Annotated in this window: 28 protein-coding genes; 11 read left to right on the top strand and 17 right to left on the bottom strand. The window is 41.8% G+C overall.

Annotated features, from left to right (window positions below; genetic code table 11):
- Positions 1 to 6 precede the first annotated feature (6 nt).
- The gene (locus AM1_RS29150; RefSeq protein WP_012166585.1) at positions 7 to 918 is read left to right on the top strand and encodes a phytanoyl-CoA dioxygenase family protein; all 912 of its coding nucleotides are present in this window, start codon (positions 7 to 9) and stop codon (positions 916 to 918) included.
- A 63-nt stretch (positions 919 to 981) separates the two neighbouring features.
- Here the strand turns inward: AM1_RS29150 and AM1_RS29145 are convergent, their stop codons facing one another.
- Positions 982 to 1,593, bottom strand: coding sequence for a hypothetical protein (locus AM1_RS29145; protein WP_012166583.1), 612 nt, complete (start codon positions 1,591 to 1,593; stop codon positions 982 to 984).
- Between the two features lie 446 nt (positions 1,594 to 2,039).
- On the opposite strand from AM1_RS29145, the gene AM1_RS29140 reads away from it, so the two are divergent.
- A complete protein-coding gene (locus tag AM1_RS29140; protein WP_012166582.1) occupies positions 2,040 to 2,327 on the top strand; it encodes an RNA recognition motif domain-containing protein in 288 nt (95 codons plus the stop codon).
- A gap of 269 nt (positions 2,328 to 2,596) precedes the next feature.
- Positions 2,597 to 3,247 carry a phosphoribosyltransferase gene (locus AM1_RS29135; RefSeq protein WP_012166580.1) on the top strand — a complete coding sequence of 217 codons (651 nt, stop codon included), beginning with the start codon at positions 2,597 to 2,599 and terminating at the stop codon, positions 3,245 to 3,247.
- 301 nt (positions 3,248 to 3,548) lie between these two features.
- Here AM1_RS29135 and AM1_RS29130 read toward each other — a convergent pair whose 3' ends face one another.
- A complete protein-coding gene (locus AM1_RS29130; protein ID WP_012166578.1) occupies positions 3,549 to 5,027 on the bottom strand; it encodes a Rieske 2Fe-2S domain-containing protein in 1,479 nt (492 codons plus the stop codon).
- 363 nt (positions 5,028 to 5,390) lie between these two features.
- Positions 5,391 to 5,966, bottom strand: coding sequence for a dihydrofolate reductase family protein (locus AM1_RS29125; protein ID WP_012166577.1), 576 nt, complete (start codon positions 5,964 to 5,966; stop codon positions 5,391 to 5,393).
- 521 nt (positions 5,967 to 6,487) lie between these two features.
- On the opposite strand from AM1_RS29125, the gene AM1_RS29120 reads away from it, so the two are divergent.
- Positions 6,488 to 7,273, top strand: a complete 786-nt coding sequence (locus AM1_RS29120; protein ID WP_012166574.1) for a hypothetical protein — start codon at positions 6,488 to 6,490, stop codon at positions 7,271 to 7,273.
- A 32-nt stretch (positions 7,274 to 7,305) separates the two neighbouring features.
- On the opposite strand, the gene AM1_RS29115 is transcribed toward AM1_RS29120, so the two are convergent.
- Both AM1_RS29115 and AM1_RS29110 read right to left on the bottom strand, forming a co-directional pair.
- Positions 7,306 to 7,587 carry a cell division protein SepF gene (locus tag AM1_RS29115; protein WP_012166573.1) on the bottom strand — a complete coding sequence of 94 codons (282 nt, stop codon included), beginning with the start codon at positions 7,585 to 7,587 and terminating at the stop codon, positions 7,306 to 7,308.
- A gap of 146 nt (positions 7,588 to 7,733) precedes the next feature.
- A complete protein-coding gene (locus tag AM1_RS29110) occupies positions 7,734 to 8,396 on the bottom strand; it encodes a hypothetical protein (RefSeq protein ID WP_012166572.1) in 663 nt (220 codons plus the stop codon).
- A gap of 264 nt (positions 8,397 to 8,660) precedes the next feature.
- On the opposite strand from AM1_RS29110, the gene AM1_RS42445 reads away from it, so the two are divergent.
- On the top strand, positions 8,661 to 9,434 hold the full coding sequence (locus tag AM1_RS42445) for an HNH endonuclease (RefSeq protein WP_012166571.1): 774 nt from the start codon (positions 8,661 to 8,663) through the stop codon (positions 9,432 to 9,434).
- Here AM1_RS42445 and AM1_RS29100 read toward each other — a convergent pair.
- Both AM1_RS29100 and AM1_RS29095 read right to left on the bottom strand, forming a co-directional pair.
- Complete coding sequence (locus tag AM1_RS29100) at positions 9,426 to 9,899, bottom strand: double-stranded RNA binding motif domain-containing protein (RefSeq protein ID WP_012166570.1); 474 nt, start codon at positions 9,897 to 9,899, stop codon at positions 9,426 to 9,428. The two genes, AM1_RS42445 and AM1_RS29100, sit on opposite strands and share 9 nt — an antisense overlap.
- Entirely contained in the window at positions 9,899 to 10,111 is a 213-nt protein-coding gene (locus AM1_RS29095; RefSeq protein ID WP_012166569.1) for a DUF2811 domain-containing protein, read from the bottom strand. The genes AM1_RS29100 and AM1_RS29095 overlap by 1 nt, the downstream gene beginning before the upstream one ends.
- An 893-nt stretch (positions 10,112 to 11,004) precedes the next feature.
- Here AM1_RS29095 and AM1_RS29090 point away from each other — a divergent pair.
- Positions 11,005 to 11,904, top strand: a complete 900-nt coding sequence (locus AM1_RS29090; RefSeq protein ID WP_012166568.1) for a WecB/TagA/CpsF family glycosyltransferase — start codon at positions 11,005 to 11,007, stop codon at positions 11,902 to 11,904.
- A gap of 344 nt (positions 11,905 to 12,248) precedes the next feature.
- Here AM1_RS29090 and AM1_RS29085 read toward each other — a convergent pair whose 3' ends face one another.
- The gene (locus AM1_RS29085) at positions 12,249 to 12,806 is read right to left on the bottom strand and encodes a carboxymuconolactone decarboxylase family protein (RefSeq protein WP_012166566.1); all 558 of its coding nucleotides are present in this window, start codon (positions 12,804 to 12,806) and stop codon (positions 12,249 to 12,251) included.
- Positions 12,807 to 12,907: 101 nt separating this feature from the next.
- Between AM1_RS29085 and AM1_RS29080 the strand changes: the two genes are divergently transcribed.
- Positions 12,908 to 13,474, top strand: a complete 567-nt coding sequence (locus AM1_RS29080; protein ID WP_012166565.1) for a TetR/AcrR family transcriptional regulator — start codon at positions 12,908 to 12,910, stop codon at positions 13,472 to 13,474.
- 91 nt (positions 13,475 to 13,565) lie between these two features.
- On the opposite strand, the gene AM1_RS29075 is transcribed toward AM1_RS29080, so the two are convergent.
- Together AM1_RS29075 and AM1_RS29070 are read right to left on the bottom strand one after the other, a co-directional pair.
- Complete coding sequence (locus tag AM1_RS29075; protein WP_012166564.1) at positions 13,566 to 14,138, bottom strand: antibiotic biosynthesis monooxygenase; 573 nt, start codon at positions 14,136 to 14,138, stop codon at positions 13,566 to 13,568.
- A gap of 172 nt (positions 14,139 to 14,310) precedes the next feature.
- A complete protein-coding gene (locus tag AM1_RS29070) occupies positions 14,311 to 14,610 on the bottom strand; it encodes a P-II family nitrogen regulator (protein ID WP_010479844.1) in 300 nt (99 codons plus the stop codon).
- A 243-nt stretch (positions 14,611 to 14,853) separates the two neighbouring features.
- Between AM1_RS29070 and AM1_RS29065 the strand changes: the two genes are divergently transcribed.
- On the top strand, positions 14,854 to 15,123 hold the full coding sequence (locus AM1_RS29065; protein ID WP_012166563.1) for an RNA recognition motif domain-containing protein: 270 nt from the start codon (positions 14,854 to 14,856) through the stop codon (positions 15,121 to 15,123).
- Positions 15,124 to 15,174: 51 nt separating this feature from the next.
- Here AM1_RS29065 and AM1_RS29060 read toward each other — a convergent pair whose 3' ends face one another.
- Positions 15,175 to 15,996 (bottom strand): hypothetical protein, encoded by an 822-nt coding sequence (locus tag AM1_RS29060; RefSeq protein WP_012166562.1) that lies wholly within the window; start codon positions 15,994 to 15,996, stop codon positions 15,175 to 15,177.
- 125 nt (positions 15,997 to 16,121) lie between these two features.
- Here AM1_RS29060 and AM1_RS43400 point away from each other — a divergent pair, with 125 nt between their 5' ends.
- On the top strand, positions 16,122 to 16,442 hold the full coding sequence (locus AM1_RS43400; RefSeq protein ID WP_012166561.1) for a single-stranded DNA-binding protein: 321 nt from the start codon (positions 16,122 to 16,124) through the stop codon (positions 16,440 to 16,442).
- 22 nt (positions 16,443 to 16,464) lie between these two features.
- On the opposite strand, the gene AM1_RS29050 is transcribed toward AM1_RS43400, so the two are convergent.
- On the bottom strand, positions 16,465 to 16,854 hold the full coding sequence (locus AM1_RS29050; RefSeq protein ID WP_012166560.1) for a VOC family protein: 390 nt from the start codon (positions 16,852 to 16,854) through the stop codon (positions 16,465 to 16,467).
- A gap of 410 nt (positions 16,855 to 17,264) precedes the next feature.
- Between AM1_RS29050 and AM1_RS29045 the strand changes: the two genes are divergently transcribed.
- Positions 17,265 to 18,824, top strand: a complete 1,560-nt coding sequence (locus AM1_RS29045) for a mechanosensitive ion channel family protein (protein WP_187152972.1) — start codon at positions 17,265 to 17,267, stop codon at positions 18,822 to 18,824.
- A 28-nt stretch (positions 18,825 to 18,852) separates the two neighbouring features.
- Here the strand turns inward: AM1_RS29045 and AM1_RS29040 are convergent, their stop codons facing one another.
- The 4 genes from AM1_RS29040 to AM1_RS29030 all read right to left on the bottom strand — a co-directional run bounded on the left by AM1_RS29040 (position 18,853) and on the right by AM1_RS29030 (position 21,369).
- Complete coding sequence (locus AM1_RS29040) at positions 18,853 to 19,404, bottom strand: hypothetical protein (RefSeq protein ID WP_012166558.1); 552 nt, start codon at positions 19,402 to 19,404, stop codon at positions 18,853 to 18,855.
- Positions 19,405 to 19,431: 27 nt separating this feature from the next.
- A complete protein-coding gene (locus tag AM1_RS38995) occupies positions 19,432 to 19,710 on the bottom strand; it encodes a cell division protein SepF (RefSeq protein WP_071819998.1) in 279 nt (92 codons plus the stop codon).
- Between the two features lie 112 nt (positions 19,711 to 19,822).
- Positions 19,823 to 20,296 (bottom strand): double-stranded RNA binding motif domain-containing protein, encoded by a 474-nt coding sequence (locus tag AM1_RS29035; protein WP_012166556.1) that lies wholly within the window; start codon positions 20,294 to 20,296, stop codon positions 19,823 to 19,825.
- A complete protein-coding gene (locus tag AM1_RS29030; RefSeq protein WP_012166555.1) occupies positions 20,293 to 21,369 on the bottom strand; it encodes a hypothetical protein in 1,077 nt (358 codons plus the stop codon). The genes AM1_RS29035 and AM1_RS29030 overlap by 4 nt, the downstream gene beginning before the upstream one ends.
- 687 nt (positions 21,370 to 22,056) lie before the next feature.
- Between AM1_RS29030 and AM1_RS29020 the strand changes: the two genes are divergently transcribed.
- The gene (locus AM1_RS29020; RefSeq protein ID WP_238549327.1) at positions 22,057 to 22,785 is read left to right on the top strand and encodes a class I SAM-dependent methyltransferase; all 729 of its coding nucleotides are present in this window, start codon (positions 22,057 to 22,059) and stop codon (positions 22,783 to 22,785) included.
- A 107-nt stretch (positions 22,786 to 22,892) separates the two neighbouring features.
- On the opposite strand, the gene AM1_RS29015 is transcribed toward AM1_RS29020, so the two are convergent.
- On the bottom strand, positions 22,893 to 25,466 hold the full coding sequence (locus AM1_RS29015) for a tetratricopeptide repeat protein (protein ID WP_012166552.1): 2,574 nt from the start codon (positions 25,464 to 25,466) through the stop codon (positions 22,893 to 22,895).
- Between the last annotated feature and the right edge of the window lie 20 nt (positions 25,467 to 25,486).

Genomic DNA, 25,486 nt, shown 5'->3' with positions numbered 1-25,486 from the left:
TAGCCTATGATGAGTGGTTACTACCAACGTCTTTGGTCGAAACTTAAACGAAAGTGTCTTCAATACTCTTATCAAGCAATAGCAGATCCAAAGTGGTTTGTAATGTTTTGTGCTACTCGGATACAAATACTGAGATCTCTTGCAATCTTAGTTACTAAACATTCTTCTGCTCAGATATATCAAGATTTAGAACAAGGGGGTAATACATTATTTCCATCTCTTGATGTCAACAAAGTTGTTGAACATTTGAAAAAAGATGGTCTATTCTTTGGAATTAACTTACCATCAGATATTTTACATGAGGTATTAGCTTTTTCAACTCAAGTAGAATATCATGCTAATAGTAATCCTAAGTTGAAGTTCACCCTGTCAGACAAAGAAAAGTCAGAGTTAAAGTATCAACAAATTTTCGTTACTGCTAATCATATTCATAGTTCCCTAATATGCCCAGCTATTAAAAAACTTGAAAATGATTCTAAGCTTAGAGAAATCGCTACCAAATATTTAGAAACAATTCCAGTGCTATTAGATAGTCAAATTCGATGGACTTTTCCAGTAACCGTACCATTGAATGAGGCTGTAAGAGGATTCTTCAATTTTCATTATGATCTAGAAGACTATCGCTTTATAAAATTCATGTTCTACCTTACTGATGTGCCTGTATCAGAGGGGAATCATGTTTTTGTCAAAGGTAGTCATAGAAACAAAAGACTGAAGGATCAATTTTCCTTAACTAGAGACTCTACGGATATGGGTATCATCAATTATTATGGTCATAACAATATAGAAAATATCTACGGTAAAGCTGGTTGTGGTTTTGTTGAGGATTTTTATTGTTTTCACAAATTAACTCTTCCTATGTCGAGGAGTCGTCTGATTTTAGAAGTTAAATTTGCTATGAATAGCTATTTATTTTAGCTTTGGGAACTACTGTCTCATCACAATCTTTATTATTAGACCTGCATTTTGTGAGTAGCTCAATCACCCCCAGATCCCAGCCACCCTCTCCCGCTCCAACCACACCCCAATCATCTCCTCAATCCGCTCCATAGTCTCCCCTGGCCGCAGCTCAATCACTTCCCCAATCTCAAAGTTCTCCTCAATTTCAACCACACACTCCCAGCAGAAACTCGGTGTAGCAAACGATTCCCTCACGAAAGGCTTCCCTGTTCCAGCCACAGTAATCCAGTAACGTCCGAAGCCATTCTTGGCAACAGCCAGATACTCCAGCTCCCCTCGCGTCCTGGTCTGCTCCACCAAATTCTTCTGGCTCAGCTCCAGATTCCTGAATCGCCGCTCCAGCTCTGCTGAAATCCTAGGGGTTCTCGGTTGACTAGTCTGGGCAGCTTCTGAGGATCGTGTCTTAGGAATGTACTCAGGTTTGGCTGATCGGGGAGGTTGCCTAACACTCCGACGTATTTCTCTCAGCTCTCCTTTCCCTGGTTCCCGCTTAGCTGGTCGGGTTCCCTCTGGTGCCTTTTTTGGGAAGGCTGTTTTGCTTAGGAGCTTGGGTGCGGAAGGGGCGGGCTTGGGTTGGCCTGGGGTGGTCTGAGGGATGGGCTTGGGGTTGAGGCTGATGATGGGGGTGGTCATGGGGGGGAGTCCTCTAACGCACCGTTAGTTTAGCGGTAAGGATTCTTGAGGAGGGAGATTGTTGTAAAACTTACGTACATCCATGCTTTCCTCGCCATCTTTAACCTTAAGTTTTCGTTGTTTTATACATAGACTAAAATCAATCTATATCTATATTTTAATTTGCTAAGATCTATGTATGCTTGTCAAGTTTGCATCTCGCTAAATACACATCTGCATAGGTGATTTTGTCTGGCGCACTCCCACAAGTGCGCCTTTGCTAGGTCTGTCAAGACGAAACTTATAGCAGTCAGTAATATTAGGGATAAGCTTGCATCAGCAGTGAGGTACAAGCATTCGTTTTAGTGTTTGCTTTCAAGATTGACTGGTTTTATCCGGTTTAATTTTCAAGCCCATACACCGATAGCTAAATCTCTACACACATTGATAATTTAGGATGATAAGTCATGTCGATTTTCGTTGGTAACCTCTCTTATGCCATTACAGAGCAGGATCTAAAAACTGCTTTTTCACAGTTTGGTGCCGTTAAACAGGTCAAGCTCCCCATTGACCGCGAGACTGGCAAGAAGCAATGCTTTGCTTTTATAGAAATGGATAATGAGGCTGAAGAAGCCAAAGCAATCAAAAAACTGGACGGGGGGGAGTGGATGGGAAAGACTCTCACAGTATATAAGGCAAAACCTCGGGTAAATAGAATGGGTAGTGATAACTTCGTTGCTGGGAATCTCTTCTAGAGACAATTTGTATTACAGGATCTATCTCATAGCTCATTGGTTTGGGCTATGAGATTATATGCTCAGATTTCTCCACTTCCTCCACACCCACGATCACGAATGTAATTCCCTCCCTCTAACATTCATGCCGATAGAGCTTTTTACCCTCTAGCTAATGCAGGTACCAAAAGGGAATCCCCCTGAATTTTCTCCACGACTGAGATTCTAATCCTCAAAAACTCAGTGATACACTCAAACAGCAAGGGCAGAATAAGGTATTCCAGATCATAATGCTCCGCTTTCGTAATCGATCTGAGGCTGGAAAAGAACTCGCGACACATTTACAACACTGTGCTCAATGTTCATCATCAGTGGTTCTGGCACTACCTCGGGGTGGTGTTCCGGTGGCCTATGAAATTACCCAAGCATTGCATCTTCCTTTAGAGGTCTGTCCTGTTCGTAAGCTATGCGTTCCTGAGCACCCTGAACTGGCAATGGGTGCTATCGCTCCGAACGGAGTTCGCATTTTGAATCTGACCATGATTGATGAATTTATGATTTCCCATCAACAGGTTGAACTGATTACCACTCAAGAAAGACAAACCTTACTCCGATATGAACAGCTTTATGAACACAAGCGATTTTTTCCAAGAATTAACCATCAATCCGTCATTTTGGTGGATGATGGTTTAGCCACAGGAGCAACAATGAGAGCAGCTATTGCTTTTGTTCAAAGGAAGCAACCAGACTTTTTAATCGTTGCCGTCCCTGTCGCATCAACATCGACTAGCAAAGAACTTGAAGCTGATGTGGATCAAATCGTTTGTCCTCTAAAATCTCAATATCTTATGTCAGTAGGATATTGGTATGATGATTTTTCTCAGATTACTGATGCAGAAGTGCTCCAAATCTTAGTACAAGCCAGAACTGACCGCAATTAGTCTCCACTTCTTAAGTCTTTCAGAATGTGTTTTCAAGATTAATAATCACTCTATCTCGATCTGACCGAAATCTATCCAACTAATCCTACGCAGCTCCCACCTTCGCCTGTTTCTTTGACCGCCTCTTACCTGCTCCCCACAGTCTCATTTCTAGCACCATGCAGTGACCCCCTTTAGGTATCACCTCAAATCCATACCTGGGCATAGAGATTTGCTGACGCTGATATGTTTCAACAACAAGGAGACATAAAGATCAGGTCACCCGATATCTTCTGAAAAAACTACATCAACAATGGTTTTCTCATTCGGCATAGAGTGTTATTTTTGGACTTCCTTGCTGTGGGATGCTGCTCATAAAGCGATGTTGCAATTGGGATAGTCCTTGGTAGCCCAAAAGACTAAAGATTGAGATCACGAGGCATCCCAAACTCACTCGCAAGGGGAGGATGGGGAGCAAGAGCATCACTGCCCCTAGAACAGCAGATACAATGGCCAGACGCTGACACAGTTTTTGAGCATTCGCCAGCCTGTCAACCGAATGACGGCAGCTGGGGCAGAGTTTAGTGTGCCGATGCCAGCGATCGTAGAGCTGTTCATCGCTGGTGGTTTCCACTCCCTCAGAATAGAGAGTATTGGTGGCAGGTCCACCCTCAGCAAATTGCTTGAACCAAGTTCTTAGAGTTAGAATGCCCTGATCGGCAGGGGTAGGGAAGAAGGATGTTCGGCGGTGTTCGGGGTCTGCCGCCTCGTTCTGCTCTTGGGCATGCATGGCAGTGATGTCCTGATCACTGAGTTTGTAAGCTCCCAAATGTTGGAGACCCACCTGCACATCCTGAGGTAGCAATCCCCATAACTGGCGGTTGGCCCACTGAAAAAAGTTGAATCGGGGTGCAGGAGGAGGAGTATCGATCGCAAACTTCCCAATATATCGGCAATGGCCCGGTGTGGTGGGGACAAAATACAATTGGAAGATCTGGATGCCACCTGTGGGCAAATGATACTGAGTCATATTGGCACAGGGTGGACAAAACCTGCGTGTAGCTCTCATACCTTGATTAAAGGCATTGTAGCCTCCATGCCTGAGCATAAAACCATCCTCGGCACTCATCTCACCTTCTAGTTCAAGGTCGCGCATAGGCATCGCGGTTGCTGGGGAAAACCCGAAGATCCCCTCATGCAGAAATTGGGCATGAGACGGGTCAAGGCTGCTTTCCAACGAGACGGTATAGCCGACGGGGACATCGCTGAGATGCCATTCGGCCTCAGTCCATTGCTCACTAGGGTCTGGTAGAGTTGCAGGCTGCTTTTGCTGACATTCTTCCTGAGCGGCTGAACTGCAATCAAGCCACACCCAAAGCAGTTCTTGGGCGACTTGAGTGGGATAAGTGGATACGTGGGATCTCACATTGCGGTAAACGGCTGCTGAGGAACCTGAGTCTGCCAGCATTGGAATCTTGACACACTGCCCACTACAGTCAAATTGCCAACCATGCTGGCGGCAGACCAAAGTGCCGTCATCCTGAATCTTGCCGAGGGATAACTGTGTCAACTTATGGGGACAAGTATCATCCATCACTGTCCACTGTCTTTCATGGTGCCAGACAACTAACTTTTTGCCGAGTATGGTGATGGGAGTGGGACAAGTGCTGTCCAAATAACTCAGCGGGCTGATTGGATACCACTGCTTCAGCCAATTAAACGGCTGCTCTACAGCGGCTGATCGTGGTTTTGGACTGTTCAGTTCCAGAGCTTCTGTTTCTGGATTGATGTGAGTTGTCATAACAGATATCCATTTTCAAGAATGATTCTTTCTTGAGCGTTGGAACACTAAATCGACGAGTAAAGCTTGACTGATGATTCCTATGAGGTGAGACCATAGTATTGGTAGATCACGCCACAAATCAACATTAAGGGATACCATCAAGTCTGGGTAGACTTCGGCTACTCTCCAATAAGTTAGCCGAGCCGAGCATTCACATTGATAACAAATAGTTTCGGATTTTTGTCTAGCTAACCAAAAATATTGGCTGTTAAACCTATTATGACTAACTACAACAAAAGGTCAGTGTTAGAGTTTTCCTGAGGTCTAGGCACTGGATGATTCCATCAGTCTAGGGCTAATGCAAATAAATCAAATGATTAATCACTTTACTCGGTAATAAAGAAGCAGTACACCATTTTCATAGATTTTATGATCCGTCAGTTCTAAAGCCGTCTGCTGAATCACACCTGAGAAAAGTGGTATACCTGAAACCATCAAAAAAGGGTTGATCTTGAGAATGAGTTGATCGACCAAGTGGTGCGCAAAAAGTGTTGTAGCTAAATCACCACCACCACACAGCCAGATCCCCTTACCTGATTGACTCTTGAGACTTGTCACCAAGTCAATTGTATTGTTAGACACAAGTTCAACATTCTCATCCGGGCTTGTATTTATACTGCGTGAAAAGAGGTATTGCTTTAGGTGTGAGTATGGGCTTGTTACACCTTCCTTCAACCCTATCTCATAGGTCTTTCGCCCCATTAGAACGACATCAAACCATTTGTTCTCACCATGAACACCCAATGCATCACGTAGGTGAGATGGAACGGTTTCAGGAAATGTGGCGAAGACATCTGCAAAATATTCAGGATCTTGGGAAAAGCCGTCGTGTGAACCATCAATATGTGCAATATACCCATCCACACTGCAAGCTACAAAATACGTCAGTTCTCTCATTCTGCCTTCCTCTTATTGTGATGGAGAAATGGATATCATTGGTGAATTCCACCAATCGCTAGGTGGGGATGATTCTAGTTTAAGCAGAATGGCATTAGAGAAAAAGCTGAGGTTTAGCTAAGAAGGGTCACAAATCCACTACTCCGCCTGATGATCCATGCCACTATGAACCGCTATGCTTTTCAGACCATCCTTCAATCTAAATATTTACGACAGACCCAAGATGGACAGGCAATGATAATAACTCTCAGAGTGGTTCTGGAGTGACGGGTGGAGGCTGGATGGCTCCCATTTGGAAAGAATGCATGAGTTAGGTACTCAAGAATCCCCCAGTCTATTATTTCGAGCCTGCTTCAATATTTCTCAACCCCAAAGATTGAGTGCTAAGAGAAAAATGTCTAAACCTTCCAGAAATTCCGAATTTAGCCCATTAATGATTAGATACAAAGGAAGATAATTCTGGGAATGCTATAGGTTAGCTTTCTTACCTTTGCTAAAACTACACCGATCTATAACAAACTATGGCCGCTGACAACAAATACTCCACAGTGCTCCTTGAGCTAAAGACTCACTACCAGGAGACACTCGCTGAACTAGAAGCTCAAACAACTCAACTCAAGACTAAAATCACGTCTCTGGATACGTTGATTGAAGACCCATTGTTAGGCTCTGATATCCTTTCAATCCTTCAAGGTGAAGCAGACTCAATAGATTCAGAAGCGCCAGACTCAACAGTTACCAACACAGTAGAACCTAAAGCCAAGTCTAAGAAAACTACTCAAAAAGCTGCATCAAAGAAAAAGTCTGCAACTCCAAAGAAACCAGCGTCAACTGCAAAGACAAAGGGAACCGTAGAACCCAAAGCTGAAGCTACCCCAAAAAAAGCCGCTCCAAAAGCTTCGCCCTCATCCGGGAAGAGAAAATCCTCAACTCCCAAGAAAGCTGTATCTCAAGCAACAGCAAAGAAGAAAAATCAGAAGAAAACAAGCAGCCCTTCATCCAGCGTTCTGACAATGAACAAGCCCTATGACCAGATGAAGAAAATTGATGCGATCACACAGATCATGCAGGAAAATCCTGGGAAAGTCATGCATTACGATGATTTGATTGTGAGACTGTTTGGTGAACTGAGTAAAGATGATCAGAAAGCTGAGCGGGGTAGGATTAAAGCCGCCATGTACCAGGGGGCTAAAAATAATCTTTGGAAAAAAGCAAACGTACCAATGTGCTATATCTACGATCCAAGCCTACAAGCTGAATCTAAAGCAACAAACTCAAAGGCTCAAAAGTCTCGTAAGAAGACCTGATGTGCGATCAGTAGAGTATAGGCGTGCATGATTCAACCAGAAGCCATTATTCTTGAGATCAGGAATGATGGTGGAGCAAATAGAAAAATGCCTCTACCAATCTCCATTTGCTCTCCTGACAGCGCAAAAGTACTACCAGCCAAGTAGTCTGTTAGCCTCTGAGCTAGCTTGGTTTCTAAAGCCGCCAAATTCACTAGGAGCATATCATCCGTTTTCATCGCGTTGATTGCTTTCTCAGCATCTTCAAATGACTTGGGGTGAAACACACGGATTTTATGGGGCGATATTGCTTGAAAGGGAAGAAGATTGTTCATAAACCAGTACTCCTCTGCGACCAAGTCCAGGCACATCCTCAGCGTTTCGTGAATACTCCAGGCAGTCTGTTCATACATGCTCAAGCCTAGGATCGTACCTCATCGGTTACTCCCAATGACACTAGAAGGAGCCAATAGTTCCGCAGCTACCGCATCAACCCAAGATCAATTCGTTGCATCAGTTCCTGAGCAAGAGGGACAAAAATTTCCTGTCGCTGTTTGGCTTTTGGATCAAATCCAGTATCAGCTAGCTCGTAGTCAATTTGAGCTTGATTGCCACGATGAGGTTTGACGACAATTCGACCCAGTTTCCCTAACTTCTGATGGGTGAAGTTGTAGGTAAAAACCTGCCCCTGTTGTTCAGATTTAATCTTCACACCAGCGGGTAGTTTGATGGAGGTTTGCTCCACCTCTTGAATTTCAACCAGGTCCATCTTGCCTGCTGATGCTCGATACAACTGAACGGTCGGGGAAACGACCATGACTACCACAGCTTCTCGATCAGGGTCATATTGCTCAATCAGTTGAGCGACCTTGCGCTTAATGGAGACGGCGGTCATCCACAATGCGATGGCAGTTTTCTCCTCCTGAACGTAGACAAACTTTTTGGAACTGGGACTCTGCAATCCCAATATCATGCCTCTGCCTTCTGTTTCGTGGACAGCGATTGCAACCTGAAGCGCCGCCCTACCAAATTTCTCCATGAACGGGAGATTGGGATCAGTAATCTGATCCATCTGCTCGTCAATCAAATGGTTGATCGGCTCTGAGGTCGGTCCTTGATGATCATTGGCTGTTGGCGAAGGCACGATTAATCCTGTCCAAGAGAACGATTTCTAGAATACTCGCTGAAAGCCCCAATAAAGAGTACTTCCTTTCCTATAACCTCGATTTTAATTTTATTTAAATTCCTAAAACAGCTTAAATCTTGAAATATATTTATGATCTAGAGCAAATTCTTCTTATTCAATCGGAATATTGCTTTTATACTTTTCTGAATTAAAAATTTCATTAGATTACTCAAAACTAATGCAATCGCTGACGCTAAACATGAAGAGTTGAAATAATCGAAAATGCAATCAGAAAAACCTAATTTATCTAAATTTTCTACTCTGGATACCGACCGGGTTTTGGAGTTGGAAGCTAAGCGTAAAGCAAAGGGGTATCAACCAGGGTGGTTATATTATCAATGCAAACCACTGGGCTTAGTTGATGTGATGGAATCCCTTAGAAGCCAAGGGCTGATTGAAGCGAAGAACACTAAAGAAGGGAAAGCTAAGCCACGCCAATTATTGACTATTGAATTAGTCCCTCGATCCTGCTGGTTCTCTAATGTTCGTTCTGAAGTGAGTAAAGAGGATTGGAATGAGCTAAGGAAAATGACATATGAGAAGGCTAATAATCGCTGTGAGGTTTGTGGTGGGCGTGGACCCAAGCACCCTGTTGAATGTCACGAAATTTGGCACTACGATGATGACCAGCATATCCAAAAGTTGGAAGGGTTAATCGCTCTTTGCCCATCCTGTCATGAGGTCAAACACAGGGGTTTAGCTAATGTAAAGGGTAGAGGAGAGATTGCTGATCAGCATCTCGCTAAAGTCAACCACTGGACGATGCCTAAAACCCAAAAATATGTCGATGACCAGTTTCAGGTTTGGATCAAAAGAAGCAAGTATGAATGGGAGCTAGATATTTCTTGGCTTAATCAATTTGGGATTCAAGTAAAGCCTAAAAGAGTTCGTTCTAAGGTGGTCAATGAGGGAATGGATAAAAATAGTGTTCGGGTACTAGATAATTCCCATAAAGATTGGTCTCTCGACGACTTTATGAATCCTAATTTATTCTGATTGCTGGGATTCTCTATCCATCCCAAAACAACCCCTTCCCAACAATTTCCTCGCAGCCCCCATCTTCGCTTTCTTCTTCGACACCCCCTCACCAACTCCCCGCAAGCCCATCGCCTGCACTGAACAGCGAAATCCTTCTGGTATTGTCTCAAACTCATAGCTGGGCATAGAGATTTGCTGCCGTTGACACAACTCCTGCAATGTCCCAATCGGATTCTCCACCACATCACCAGACAAGTTCACGGGTTCCTCGGGGTCTTCCTCGGGGGCCTCGGGTTCTTCCTGGTCTAGATGAAGGACTCTCACTTGCTGTTCTGCTCTGCGAATGGCTCGGGTTCGGGCACTATCGAGGAGCTTGATCAGTGCGTCTTCTGGATCTTCTTTGGGGTAGAGATAGGCGAGGAAGCCAAGGTGTTCAGAGGTGAGGTGGATGGTTAGACTGGAGATTGGCTGGGGGGTCGGCATTAACAAGCGGTTGGCAAATCTTTCTTAAATAGACTATCCAGATAAACACGAGCTGTCCTACGGTCTGATTGACCGTACTGCATCAGAAATAATGATAGTGCCGCTGAGAAAACCCGATCTTGATCCCAATCAGGATGGTCTTCCAAGTAATTTATCAACGTCTCATGAAGCTCCTCAGGGATACCAGCCAGAATGCTAATCGTCGTAGACATAAATTCGGTCATCCTTGAACAACAGTGAGGTCGGTATCGATGGTCTATATACAAAAAATAAGCACGAAAATTGACGCCCTCTTTGATCAAACCAGTTAGTGTCGAACAACTTTCTTCGACCCTATAGTTTGCTCGATATTGAGCGCATGCACTTAAGGCTGGGTATCCTATCTTGCGGTCAACACGCGAGAATGTCAAATCTATTTTGAGCTTTTCGATAGTCACAGAGAGCATGGAGGAAGCTCCATAGATGCAGACTTGCGGTTATTCTAATGCAGAGACTTCAAAGTTGAGAAAGAACGAGGTCTTTACTAATAAACATCACTTACTCTTTAACCAAGGTTTAAGATTGGGATTATTATGAGCTACTGTACCTTTTAAGCAATTCTATAAGATAAAGTCTATGAGATAATTTCTTAGTTAAACCGACTTTAATCAATCCCTAGTTATCTGTCTTTATACTTGCTAAATACTGACTATCTAAAAAGTCTACAAATCTTTTTAACAATTCTCCATTTATCTATTTTTATAACAGAATGAAAAGGCTAAAATCATGAAGTAAAAAACGTAAATTAACTTAGCTACTGACTACTCTATTGGGATAAATCTCAATCTAGCAAGAATTCTAACTGGTGTCTATATTTAGATCACTAGCTGAATAAGCTTATTCATAAGAATATGATTTAAAATTATTTACGTATATTGAGAGAATAAATCTTATATCTTTCTATTCTACTTAATTACATATTTTTCCATATAGCGTATCACTGTCTTCTACATAATTTTCACTTTTTCCTTGCCGTTTTAGACTGACATGCTAAGCATTTAAAAATATTCTTCTTCTTGAGGTCGCTAATATCACTGGAAATAGAGCCAAGCTTTAATCCTCAATTATGCTTATTGCTCTATTAGTAGAAAGTGTTACAGCTTTTATCCCTTCCTCCCAAGTAGCTTTTTTGCCTACTTTTTATTTGAAGGAGTCTATGGAAATGCTAGCCAAAGATCCTAATTCAGAGCTATTCTCAACTGATATGGAACCGCTTCGAATAGATGTCATTGGCTCTCTCATCACTGCAGCCCCTATTGATGTGCTGGTTAATGTAATCCTAGTTTGGGCAAAGCAACACAAAAGTAAAATGGTCTGCATTGCAAATACTCATATGCTAGTTGATGCTCATCAAAAACCTAGCTTTGGTGAAGTGCTGAACGATTCTGACATAGTCACACCAAATGCTATGCCATTGGTGTGGCTGCTGAAGAGAATGGGAGTGAAAACACAAGAAATAGTAACGAGCTTAAATTTAATGCAATGCCTTTGTCAGAAAGCTTCTCAGCAGAAGGTCAGCATTTTCTTTCTAGGTTCACAGTGCCTGATACTGCAAAAGATGAGACATCGACTTGCACAAGATTTTCCAGAGCTGCTGATTGCAGGAATGGAACCTTTACCTATTCGACCCTTAACACTAGATCAAAGGCAAAAGCTGATACAGCGGATTAAACACAGTGGTGCAGGGCTGGTGATGATTGCCTATAGCTCTCCTAAACAAGAATATTGGATGGCTGAACATAAGAATCAGATTGAGGCAGTCATGATCGGTGTTGGTGGAGCCTTTCCAGCTTATGCAGGTTTGAATTCCAGCGTACCCACTTGGATGAAGGAAATAGGTTTTGAGTGGATCTATAGGTTCTTTCAAGAACCGACAAAGTTTTGGAAAAAACATGTTAAGACCACTTCAATATTTATCCATCTTGCCTTGAATCAGATTTGGAACCGTTACTTTGAACTAAGGTAGCAAAAAATCGATTAATCAGACTTTTATAAGAGGTGGACAAATCTGAACTGAATTCAAAGATACCCTGACCAGCATGCGTTCATTAAAAGGGACATTGTATAAATAATTTTGGAGTGGTCTGGAAGATAGCCGTGAATTTCGATGGTTCTTTTCCACTTTGCAGATCCTGGCTCCCGCTCATTTTGCCATGTGCTTTCAGGTACTTTTCGGGAAATGCTGTCTGATCTGAGAGCTTGGGAATTGGAGTGTCAGGATTGGGCAGTCGGGGGGCTGGGGTTGAGGCTAAAGATTGGGGTTTCTAATTCAACAAACTGCATCATATAGCATGTTATGTTGATGGCTTTCTAAGGGACAGAAGGCTTTGACCATGTATAGGGCTGAAAAGCCTTATCTAAAGGAGTTTTAGCAATATGATTTGTGTAATTGTGAATGACTTTTACGGCAATACCTAAAATCACTTCTAAAATTTGTTGCCGGGTATACCCTGCTGCCAAAAATTCTTCAATCTCCTCATCACCTACCCAACCTCTTTCTGAAATCATTCTTTTGGTGAAATGTCGTAGTGCCTGCAACTTTTGGTCTATTAGGGGTTTGCCATTGCGAATTGCCTCAATATCTTCTGCAGACATTCCAACCATCTTGGCTAAACCAGAGTGTGCAGCCACGCAATAACTACATTCGTGCTCATAGTTAGCAGTGAGATAAATAACTTGTTGCTCAATGGGAGTAAAACTGGTTGTCTCGAATAGATCCCAAAGTGCCATACCACTTTTTAAGGTAGCTGGAGATTCTGCAAGGATTCCTTCCAGATTTGGGATAAATTTGAACGTTTGTTCAGCCTGTTGGAGTGCTCCCTTAGACTCATCTGGAGCTGTCTCAAGGGTGTAAATTTTGAAGTCCATAAGTTCAGTTTCATAACTATATCTATTGAGAGACAAGTCTGTCTCCCTGCGGTTGGTGATATCGTAACTCTATGGAGACAAACTTGTCTACTTAATCAGAAATGAATCAAAAACTCAATGAAACTCAGCGAAAGATTCTGAATACAGCTTCTGATTTGTTCTATCAGAAAGGGACTCAGCATGTTGGTATCAATGAAGTTATTGCTACCTCTGGTGTTGCCAAGCGTACGCTTTATCGTTGGTTTGCCTCTAAAGATGAACTGATTGAAGCAGTCATGAAGCATCGCGCCATGCAGTGGCTAGAGTGGTTTGAAGTGGCTGTAGAAGACCGGGGTAATACTGCGAAGGACCGTTTACTAGCAACCTTTGATGTACTTGAAGAGTGGTATGCTGACCCAAGCTTCCGAGGATGTCCGTTCATCAACGTTGTCTTGGAAATTGCAGATGCCTCTCATCCGGCCCATCACATCTCGATGAGTGTGAGAGAATCGATTCGACAGTATGTTATGCGGTTAGCGACTGAAGCAGGTGTTCGGGAGCCTGAAGCATTTTCACAGCAATATTTACTGTTGATTGGAGGTGCTAGCTTGATGGCCACTATTGAAGGTAAATCAGATGGCGCAGGGTTTGCTAGAAACACTTTATCGGTGCTAATTGAAGCAGGTTGATTTGAACGAGTGGAAGCCATGTTTGAGAATACGGTGAAGGGATTTGAACCGATTGAAAACTTATGGAGGATTTGATTGAATGGAGTGATCGTCAAGACGATAGCCATCGACGAAAGAGCTTCATTAGCTGTGGCATCACGACATAGGTGAGTAGTAATGCAACTAACCCAGTTGTAACCAACTGATTGAGCAACAGAGGTAACATCGATAGAAGAGGAGCCAAAATCCGCGTCAGGATCGCTAGAACAATAAATACTCCAAGCCAGGTTACTAACACCATTTTGTAGCGAGGAATTGATGGCTTATGCAGCTTTTGAGGCAACACAAACCAGGTTTCTAATCCGGTCATCGCTTGAATATCTTCTGGTCTTGCTATCAAAGGCTGCAGACGCTCAATCCATTCACTTCGAGTATCCGATTCTAGCCAATCTTTGAAATTGCTTGAGCAGTCAAAGCGAAGCACTAAGACATATTCAGGATGAACTTGTTCACTAGTTCGAAGGATATTTAATCCCCCATAACCACGAAACTGCTGAGCAACAGCACTGAAGCCACGGATCCATTCTTCATAATCTTGCTCCCGACCAAGCCGAACCAAGTGTGAAATTATAGCCGTGACCTGTTGATTATCGATATCTTCATGTGAGATTGAAGCGTTCAGCATTTTTTAAATGACCAAGATAAAAGACCCTCGTTTGTTGTTCTGCTCGTCGGATGGATTGTCTCTTGGCTCACTCTAGAAGCTTGATCAGGCAGTCTTCTAGATCTTCGTTGGGGTATAGTTGACATCCTCTCCCTCTGTACCTGAAAGGTTAGTAGGAGAGGATGTTAATAACCTAATCAAATAATCCATCCACTTGTTGTCGAAATGCGATCAGTGCATGTGATTCACGGTATTGCTGCAGATCCTCAAGTATCTGATCAGATGCCTCTAGTGAGACAATTGTTTTCACTTGAATATTGGTATTAAACCCTTCAATATCTCCCATCCGCTGACCATAACTCCCAGCACCTTGAGCTGGAATAATGGTGTACCCTGAAGCACCCACAGTATCTAGTAATTGAACGATACGATGCTGTAAAACCGCTTCGCAAATGACAGTGACCAATATACCTTGATTGATAGAAGATGACATAGAACCTCCAAATGAAACGTGTTTAGCTAAGATTTGCGATAAAGCACTATCACCAAAAAAATTTGGGTCACGCATTGGGGTTGATGGATGCTAAGCTCCCAACATTTAACTGAAGTCCCTTAATCATGTCCTATTCATAAACTGCCTCTCCGATTCTATGATCTCCATAAAGATTGCTTTCTACTCCTAAAGGGGAAATAGAGATCGGGTAGCATGAGCATGATTAATCTTGGATATTACTTCATGTCGATTTACGTTGGTAACCTCTCCTTTGATGCTACAGAACAAGACCTAAACGCCGTTTTTGCTGAATATGGAACTGTCAAACAGGTCAAGATGCCTACTGATCGAGAAACAGGACGCAAGCGTGGATTCGCCTTTGTCGAAATGGGTAATGATGCTGAAGAAGCTAAAGCTATCGATGAGCTAGAGGGTGCTGAATGGATGGGACGCACTCTGAAAGTGAATAAAGCCAGACCCCGTGAGAACAGAGGAGGTGGAAATCGTTGGTAGAGCTAATTTGAATAATGGAATCTGATCTCATAGCTCAATGGTTTTTCAGAGCTATGAGGCTTTCTGAACAATTTCCCCTTCCTCACCCTCAACAACCTCCACACCCACGATCGTCACGGTGAATCCCTCTCTCTGACATTGATACCGATAAAGCTTTCCACCCTCCAGTTTCTCCAAACATGCCTCTTTCACTAGCGGAGAATGTTGAAGGATGCGCCTGCTCTGATCGCATCTCTGATCACGCTGTACTAAGACTCTCTGATTCTCTGAATTCCACACCCCAATCATCACCCAGTCTTCTGGGGTCTCAGGGGCCGATTCAGCAGCACCACAAAACTGCAAGAAAACAATTTGACCTTCAATGATTTGAGGGTAGCATTTCACCATCAAAGGAGTATCCAATGACGCTCCTATCAATTTTCTGAAGCGCTTCTTTACTCTCAAAGAGAGCTGATGACCATCCATTTCTATGAAATATACTGGCTGTTCTGCCTCCGCTTCCGCTTCCTGAACTCGGATGATTCCTGGAATCCTGCACCAGGCACGATGGGTGCCATTGCCAGGGAGCAGAGGCCGTCTCTTTTTGCGATGGTTTCGCTGCTTGGATTTTGCCTGAAGATTTTTTGTGGTCTGCTGTTGTTGAGGTACTACTTTCTTATCCTGGACTGAAGATTGTTGTTTGAAAATAGTCTGGGAGGTTTTTGGCGGTTCTTGTGGAGTCAACTTGGCAGACTGTGTTGTAAGCTGCTCTCTCTGGAGTTGAGATTCGAGTTTTGCAATCGTCCGTTTTAGGAGTAGAGCAGCAGTGTCATTGTTGCACTGCTCAAGCTGAACTTTGAGTTGGTTGAGCTTGTCGATAGTTGCTGAGGGCATGGGAGAACCTCGCTAGGAGCAAACTTGCGGCTATTCTAAGATATGAAGTTGGTCTTTGGGTTAAATTCGGGATTATCGCCAGAAAACGTCACACAGTGCATGCCCAGGCTAATAATCAATGAATTATGAACACTTGTGCTTTCCAAGGAATACTCCTGGAGAAATCCCTGCGATATACCCAGGAAAGACGTGCGATCGCGGAATTCGTCGTTGAAATTAACCCTCTGAGGGAAGAAGACCCCAGGGAAAATCTCAAGGCCATCTATTGGGGAGAAAATGGGGAGAAAGCACACAATGCATTACAAGCTGGCGACCAACTCATTTTGCAAGGTCAACTGAGGATAAACAAAGTCACTCATAAGACGGCAACGAGGAATATGTGGAGCAGCAGGCTAGCCTTGTCGTTGATAAGATCAACCGACTCCACGGTCCAGATTAATCAGTAATCATCAAGGTTTCCACTCTGTTTTAAAAGCTAGAAAGCTCATAGTAAGACGCCTCTATGTGATTCCCATCAAGGTCATAGATTGAAGCACTATAAAATTCCTGACCATAAGTTGGTCGGTATCCTGGTGAGTCGGATGATTCCGCACCCACTTCAAGGCCAGTTTTATAAAATGCATCGACTGCTTCAAAGGAAGGTGCTGAAATGGAAATATATGTTTCTTTACTAACCTCGGAATCTTGGCTTAAATCTGATCTTTGTGTAATCCAAAACTCTGGCCACGTTTCCCCATAACCAACGAATTGACCCGGATCTTCATACAATCGGACATATCCCATGATCCCCAGAATCACATCATAAAATGATGTGGCTTGATCAATGTCTGTCACTCCTACAGAAACATAGTTAAGCATTTCTGCAAAGCCTACAAAAGATAGGTCTCTGTATTAAATTCTACCCATAAAAAAGAGCTAATCCAAGCTATGGCCTGGATTCTAGGAGAACTCAAGAAATCTTGCTGCAAAGTCCGAAGCGAGGCGGATGGTCAGTCTGGAAGATGGCTGAAAAGTGGGGATGTTGAGCATATATGAGACTGTAACCTAAGGATAAGTAGAAGCAGGAGAATGTGGTACTGACCATAGCTATGTATCCTAGAAAGTTACAGCGTTTATCAAGATTCTTTCTTACAGGAATCGTCGGCTGCCTTATTTGCGGAATGAGCTACTTCTGGCCGTCATTAGCCCATGCCCAGTTTCCCAGCTTCTCTCATCTTGACACGAGTTCAAATCGGCAACCTAATATTCACTACATCCAGCGTGGCAATATGCACATTGCTAATGTGCGCCTTGATGGTGTGTCACTATTTCAAGTCGCTGCACCCACAGCGATTGATGATCCCGACAGTCAAAGCAATATCTTGCCCATTGAATGGCGAGTAAATGAAATTGAAACCCACTTAGAAAAAATCGTAAATAGTGGTATTGACCCTAATGCCCTTAGAGTTACAGCCAGTACCTTAAATAACCAAGAAGTGATAATCGCTCAGGGGAAAGACTGGAAACTACCCCTTATGACCATCACAGAGCTAGACCGTCAAATTGATAGTACATCTTACTCAATTTCTGAAATTGCAAAAGTAAAGGCCAGTAAGATCAAATCTGCACTTTTAGAAGCGAACAGAGAGCGTCAGCCTGAGCATTTAAAGCAACAACTTTTTTACCTTTTGATTATTTTGGTAGCGGTAATTATCATTAGCCTAATTCTGAGGTATCTGCAAATTCTGCTCAAGCACCAATGGACACAACTTAATTCCAAAAACATCAAAAATCCATCAACAACACAAAATAATGATTTTCCTGATGGACAGACTTCCATTGAGTCTTATCAGGAGACAACAATTGGTCACCCAATTAGAAAACACTTGCCAAAGCTTTCATTGCCGCAACAAAAAAATATCAATCTAACGTTACGATCTCTATTGTGGTGGAGTCAAGTAGCTATTTGGTTGAGCTTTGCAATATTTGCATTACTGTTATTTCCTCAAACTCGTCAAGCAGGTCTTTGGTTAGTAGGTGTACCTGTCAGCTTTATTGGCATTCTCTTAGTTCTAAGTATTTCAAAAAAAATCATTGATATTCTGATTGTTTATGGGTTGCATCGATGGTCTGAGAATGATGCCTTTAACCATACACCTAACCAACGTATTACTCTTAGAACTCCCACCATAACCAATGTATTGCAGGAAGTTACACGCTATGTCGTAATCATTATTGGCATTCTAATGTTTCTGGATGCAATTCAAGCACCACTAGCACTGGTCCTAACAGGCATAGGAATTGTAGGGTTAAGTGCTCAGAATCTGATTAAGGACTTTATCAATGGTTTTCTGATTCTCTGGGAGGATCAATACACGAAGAATGATGTAGTCAAAATCAATGGCATTGTCGGATTAGTTGAGTATCTCAACCTTCGAGTTACTCAGTTGAGGACTTTAGAAGGTGAACTTGTCACGATTGCCAATGGTAGTTTTTCCACTGCTATCAACCTGACTCACCAATGGTCCCGGATTAATCTAGGGATTGAGGTAGCCTATTCCACTGACTTAGATCAAGCAATGGCAGTGATTGAAGAAGTTGCAATTAAACTACAACATGATCCTATTTGGGGAGTTTTGATCAATGAAACTCCAACTATCTTAGGGGTAGATGCCTTTGGGGAAAGCAGTATAACAATCCGTATACTCATTAAGACCCAACCAATGAAACATTGGGATGTGGGGCGAGAGTACCGACGTCGTTTGAAACAAGCCTTTGATCAGGCGAATATTACAATACCTTTTCCACAACGTTCCATTTGGTTTGAAGGCTATTCAGTGGATACATAAGTTGGAAATTTTATATTATCTACTGAACCTAGTTCATTGTCTTCAATGGGCAGAGCTCAATCATATATCCATTCTCAAATTTGCCTTCAATCTCAACATCGATTCCCCAACTGAACTCAGCCGAAGCAAACGTATTCCTCACAAAGGGCTTCCCCGTTCCCGCCACTGTAATCCAGTATCTCCCTGAGCTATTTTTGGAAACAGCCAGATACTCCAGCTCCCCTCGCGTCCTGGTCTGCTCCACCAGATTCTTCTGCTTCAGCTCCAGATTCCTGAATCGCCTCTCCAGCTCTGCCGACACTCTAGGGGTTCTCGGTTGATTGACCTGGGGAGCTTCTGAGGATCGTGTCTTAGGAGTGAACTCAGGTTTAGTTGATTGAGAAGGACGCCTAAAACTCCGGCGTAGTCCTCCCAGCTCCTCATGCCCTTGTTCTAGCTTTGCTGGCCGGGTTCCTTCCGGTGTTTTCTTAGGAAATGCTGTCCTACTAACCAGTTTGGGTGCGGAAGGGACGGACTTAGGTAGTTGTGGGATGGTCTTGGGTACGGGCTTGGGGTTGAGGGCGACGATTGGGGGAGTCATTGGGGAATCCTCAAATGCACTAAAGTCTCAATACTTGGATTGTTTCACAATTGGAAAAGTTTGAGGAGCAAACAGATGAACACCATTTCCTACTTCTGTATATTCACCACATAAAGAGTTAGTACAACCTGCAAGATAATCACTTATTCTCTGGGCCGACTTTGGAGATAGATTTTCTAAATTGACGAGTAGCAGTTGTCCGTTCTTCAAGCAATGTGCCGCTTCTTTAGCCTCCCTAAAAGAACTCGGATTCGACAAATATATTTCAGATGAAGATTGTCCTGGGAATATGACTAAATTGTTCACAGAATGATGCTATTACTTGCTCAGAGGTATGTCTTAATTCTTCCATGAAGAAATTTGCTTTTCTTTAATCGAAAAATAAATTTAATGTTCACATCACTTCAAAATCGCATCCTTAGCCTTTAGAGGGTGAAATGTGACATAGACCTTCCTCTGCTCTCTTCAACAACATCTCCGCAGCCCCCATCTTCGCTTTCTTCTTCGATGCTCCCTCGCCTACTCCCTGTAATCCCATCGACTGTACTAAACAACGAAACCCTTCTGATATCTCTGAAAACTCGTACCTGGGCAACGATATTTGCTGTTTCTGGCAAAGCTCTTGCAATTGTCCAATCGGATTCTTCACCTGTTCATCAACCTGGCTGATGGGCTGATCAGGGGAGGTCTCAGGTTGCTCGGCTTCTTCCTGGCGTGGATGTAAGATATGTACCTGCTGTTCGGCCTTGCGGATAGCTCGGTTCCTAGCCCGTTCAAGAATCCTGATCAAAGCATCTTCTGGATCAATATTGGGGTACAAATAGTCGAGAAATCCAAGCTGCTCTTCGGTTAGTCGAACGTTTAGGCTGAGGGAAGGTCGAGATTCAATCATACCTGGAGAGTGGAAGACTCCAATTTAGAAAAGACTTGGTCAATGATTTCCTGATCTTTGATTTCTGGATCAGTGATTTCATGGTCAGTTGATTCAGTAGCGTTACTCTTCTGCGTTGAACGTTCTCCAACAGCCACAACCTTGATGGTAACGCCATCTCTATGGCAGGTGAACTCATAGAGCTTTCCATCCTTGAGCTTCTCCAGGCAGTCCTCTCTCACGAGCGGGGAATGCTGGCGGATATGAATCTCTGGGTCGCGCTCCTGATCCCGCTGTATCAAAACCCTTTGCTTATCTGCTCTCCATACTCCGATCAATACCCAGTTCTCTGTCTTTGCTGATGCCCGTTGCGAGGTACCTGTTAACTGCAAAGATGTAATCTGACCATTCATGATATTGGGATAACCAAACACTATGACTGGTTTGTCTAAAACTGACTTGACTTTCTTAAAGCTCTTCTTCGATAGGAAGAGTTTGATGGGTTGTCCATCAACTTCCACAAAATACAGAGACTTTGTTCTCCCGTCTTCAAACTCCTTCTCTCGTACTCGAATAATTCCGGGAATACGGCACCAAGCCCGATGAGTGCCATTTCCAGGGAGCAGTGGAGGTTTCTCGGAAAGTTCACCTGATTTTGACTTTGATGTTGTCTTTGCTTGTTTTTGATTTTTTGAATTTGAATTCTTACTGTTAGGAGTGTCTACAGTCTTAACATGCGGCTTTTCCTGGGCTGGAATTGGGAGCTTCTTGTTCTGAGAGATTACTGATGGTTTTGTCTCTACTTTGTTGAGTGAAGGGGCTTTCAACGTTGTTCTTTGTTTTTGAGATGCCTTCTGCCTAGATTTCCTCTCTGATTTCTTGTGTGCAGCTTTCCGTTGAGCTACCTTGGAAGAATTCGTGTTAGTTGTCTTTATCTGGTCTATCTTAGATACCTCGATCTGGTCCTGGCCTAAGTTGAGCTGGGCTTCAAGCTTTGCAATCGTACTCTTGAGTAGCTTGGCAGCAGTGGGGTTAATACAATCCTGAAGCTGCCTTTTAAGCTGGTTCAGCTTATCGATAGATGCAGAGGGCATGAGAACCTCCCTGGGATCGGACTTGCGGCCATTCTAGTGTAGAGAATTGGGTTTTGGGGAAAGTAAAAGTTTTTTCCACGAATCGTTACTGGGCCTTTAATCTAGCCTTAAAATCAGAAATTATGAATCACTTCGCTATACAAGGAATCCTCTTAGAGAAATCTCTGCGATATACCCAGGAGAAACGTGCGATCGCTTGTTTTGTTGCTGAGATGGTAATTTTTTTGGAAAGACATTAAGAATAATATTGCAGAAAATTCCTATGTTAGAGTAATAAGAGAAAACCAATTGTTGATAGTAAAAGGCTTTGTTAAGATTTAGCTATAGGCATCCCATATTAATATAAACAAAATAAGTTATTCATTAAAAAATAATCCTAATAAGAATATAGTAAGCAATTGCATTCAAATATAAAAACTTAACTCGAGCCTGACATACATGGCTTTTCTGAGACTGATTTTATTTTTTATCATTAGTTAGAGTCAATTGCTTACTAGATATATATTATTTTTATGATTCTATTGAAATTTGATATGTCGATGACAAGAGTGTATTTAAGCGATTCAAATTACTAGTGTCTTGTATACGAGTAGCATTATTTACTTAATACAAGATAATTAGTCTACTCGTATATAGTACTAGACCCAATTTCATTGCAGAATTCACTTTACCAAATTAATAATACTTATGCCTTACACTGAATCATACGAAATGGATATATTAAGAGGTATTAATGAAAATCGTCCATGGGATTTGATTTATGAAATTAGAAAAGTAGTGAAAACTCAGCATAGACTCTTGGATATTGGTTGTGGGACTGCAACAAAGTTAATTCAGTTAGCTTCAATTACTAACTATCAAGAGATAATAGGGATCGAGCCGAACGAAAGAATGCGCTTCAAGGCTGAAGAGAATATTAAGCTCGCAAATTTGGATAATATTTCTATTGTTAGTGGATCAGCAGAAGATCTTCCTTTTGAAGATCACGTGTTTGATGTTGTTACTGCAATGGTTGCTCCTCACAATACAAGTGAAGTTCACAGAGTACTTAAGCCAGGCGGTCATACAATTATTGAAAAAATTGGAGATAGGGATAAATGGAACTTGAAAGCTTTGTTCGGTCGAGATAGTAAAGGTTTGCGAGGGCAATTTTGTGATTATGATGAAGGTGAACGAGAGATTGAATTTAGAGAGGAGTTTTCTCATTTATTTACAGAAGTCTCAACAAAGAATGGGTTTTGGAAAACGTACTACTCCTTTGAAGGTCTTATTCTACTATTAGAGCAAACTCCTACAATAAGAGGTTTTGATCGGATAGAAGACAGTCATGTTCTAGAAAAAATAGTAGAAACATATATGACTGATAGAGGAATCATAACCACTCAGAATCGAATACTTGTAGCAGCTAAAAAATAATAATCTATATTAGAAATAATATACCTACTTCTGGATAAAATATTATTGTATCCTTTATTTAATGATTTTCTAATTCTTCGAAAAATAAGATTGTTTTGAAATCTAGATTAACTCATTAATAGCTCTTTAACTTCAATTGCTTCAGGATCTGCAACATGCATCTCATTAAACAGTTCTAGACTTTGTCTCCAATTAGCTATTGCTGAAGACTTTTGCCCTGAAAGGTTGGCAAGCTCACCCAATCGAACAAGGTTAAAGGCTTTATGTAGCTTATCGTCTAGTTTTTTAGCAATAGCAATACTATCTAAAAAGTATTGCTTTGATAATTCATAATTTTTCTGAAGCTGATTGAGCCGTCCTATTCTATAAAGGCTTATAGCTTTACCCCGTTGATCTCCAAGTTCTTGTCTCAATTGAAGGCTTTTCTTATGAAACTTATCTGCTTCAACATAATCCATTTCATCAACAGCTAATTCTCCAAGTTCACGAAATACATATGCTAGACCACGCTTATCTCCAAATCTTTCAAACTCGAAACAACTACTTCTTAGAAACTCTATAGCCTTTTTATCCTTTTTTAGACGAGCAATAATCCCAAGTTCCAAATAATTATATGATATGCCTAATAAATCACCAAGAGATTCACGGATTTTTAAACTACGTTCAAAAAGCTGTATAGCTCGATTATAATCACCAAATATACGTTCAATTAGTCCTAAGTCATGGAGGCTTTGTGCTTCCCCTTTCTTATTGTCCAGTTCGATATTTAATAAGAGGCTTTTCTGATGTAATTTGCGAGCTTGTAAATAATTGCGCCGGACTCGTGTAAGCTCGCCTAATTCACGAAATACAATTGCCAATTGCGATTTTTGATCCGTCTCTTCAAAAAAAGTCTTACAAGCTTCGTATTGTTCCTGAGCTTGATCATAATCAGCCTGTTCCCTAGCAAGTTCACTCAGCTTTAAGCGAATTTCGAACTCAGTTTGAGCGTACCCTAACTGCTGGCAAGCAAAGATTGTGTTCCTTAGTATGTTATTACCATCATTCCAATACCCTTTAAACAGAAGGAAGTCTCCAATGATATTACCAAACTCTACAACTTCCTTGAAGTAGCAATTCTTAAATGTCCAATAAACTATTTCAATAATATTTCCATAATTATCGTTGATATGATCATAGTTTAGTTTACCGGATTTAATAGAACTTAGATAATATCTAGCCAGGCATAGATGTAAAGTATTTACTTCATTTGATTCTCTTTCAAATAGCTTCTCAGTTGCAAATTCTTTAACTAGTGGGTGCAACTTATAGTGTTTTGATTTATTAGTATAAACTAAGGATACCGCGATTAAGCCTCCCATCTCCAATTGCAATTTAATCGGTTTCTTATCTAACATTACTGATAGTGCATCAATGTCAATACTAGAACCTCCAAAAATTGAAGTTGTTGATAATAGTCTCTTTAATGTCTCACCCAATAAATCCCATGTGATATTAAACGAAGATCTTAATGAGCGAGAACGCCACTCAAAAATATCTAGCTTTTGTTGCTCATTTTCAAAACTAAATCTATAATCACTTAAACTACAGCAAGAAAATTTTATTAAACTTCCAGATATATTAATCGCTAATGGCAGATTTCCACACATCTCGGTGATTTTTACTGCTTCATTGTTTTCTGATTTAATTCTATCCCTACCTACTAACTTAGTTAGCAACTCCATTGACTCGGACTTACTGAATGGTTCCAGAATTAACTCTTGAAACCCTTGGAGGGGAGCAATATCTTTGTCACGCGCAGTAACTATTACTGAACATTGTCCAAATGTTGGCAATAGATAATTAAGAATTTCTGAATCATTGGCATTATCAAGTATCAACAGAGAACGCTTCTGAGACAAGATTGTACGAACACGCTCTGCCTTATCCAAAATATTCATTGTTGAGTTGAGATCACAACTATAGGCTCTAGCAAAACTCTCTAAGAGTGCGGAAGGCTCTTGAATACGGAGATCGGCAAACAGAACCCCATCAGGAAATGATTTTCGATATTGATGGGCAAAGTGCTTAGCAAGAGTACTTTTACCAACTCCTCCCATACCGTAGATACCAACAATTGCTATTCCTGATTTGTTGAAAACTAAGAAATTTTCAAGACTTTTTAGCTCTGCTTCACGACCGACAAAGTTTTGTATATCAACAAGAACTTGAAAGGGAATATGATTTTCTAGTTGAGAAGTAGAAGTCTTTTTGGATGATACTAAGTTTTTTTTACGTTCCCATTTACGATCGAATTCTGCTAAATTACCTACTTGGTCTTCAATGACAAACCATAAGTCAAGTCGGAATACCCAGTACTTTGAGCCTTGACGTTTCTGGCGGATATCAGAAAATACCCCGAGTGTAAGTCTTAGATGCTCTAAAGCTTCCTGCAAACTCCATTGAGTAAGTGGATCAGGGCTACTCTCCACATGCAACTTATCTGAGTAGCTTACTAACTCTGCCAATTGCTTAAGAGTAGCCTTTATCGTCACTTGCTTGGGACCACTCCTGTCTATCTGAATATTGCTCAAACAGTAGCGGTAAGAATTAACCTGTTTGTTCCCATTGGCAAATGTAAGTATAGCTCTCAGAATCCGCTTAGTACGTTTCTTTGGTACTTCTCCAAACGATAATTTCATTTAATATAAATCGGAGGAAT

Origin of the sequence: Acaryochloris marina MBIC11017 (assembly GCF_000018105.1) — a bacterium.
GTDB lineage: Bacteria > Cyanobacteriota > Cyanobacteriia > Thermosynechococcales > Thermosynechococcaceae > Acaryochloris > Acaryochloris marina.
Note: the sequence above shows the minus strand (reverse complement) of the source record. Positions and strands in the feature narration are given on the sequence as shown.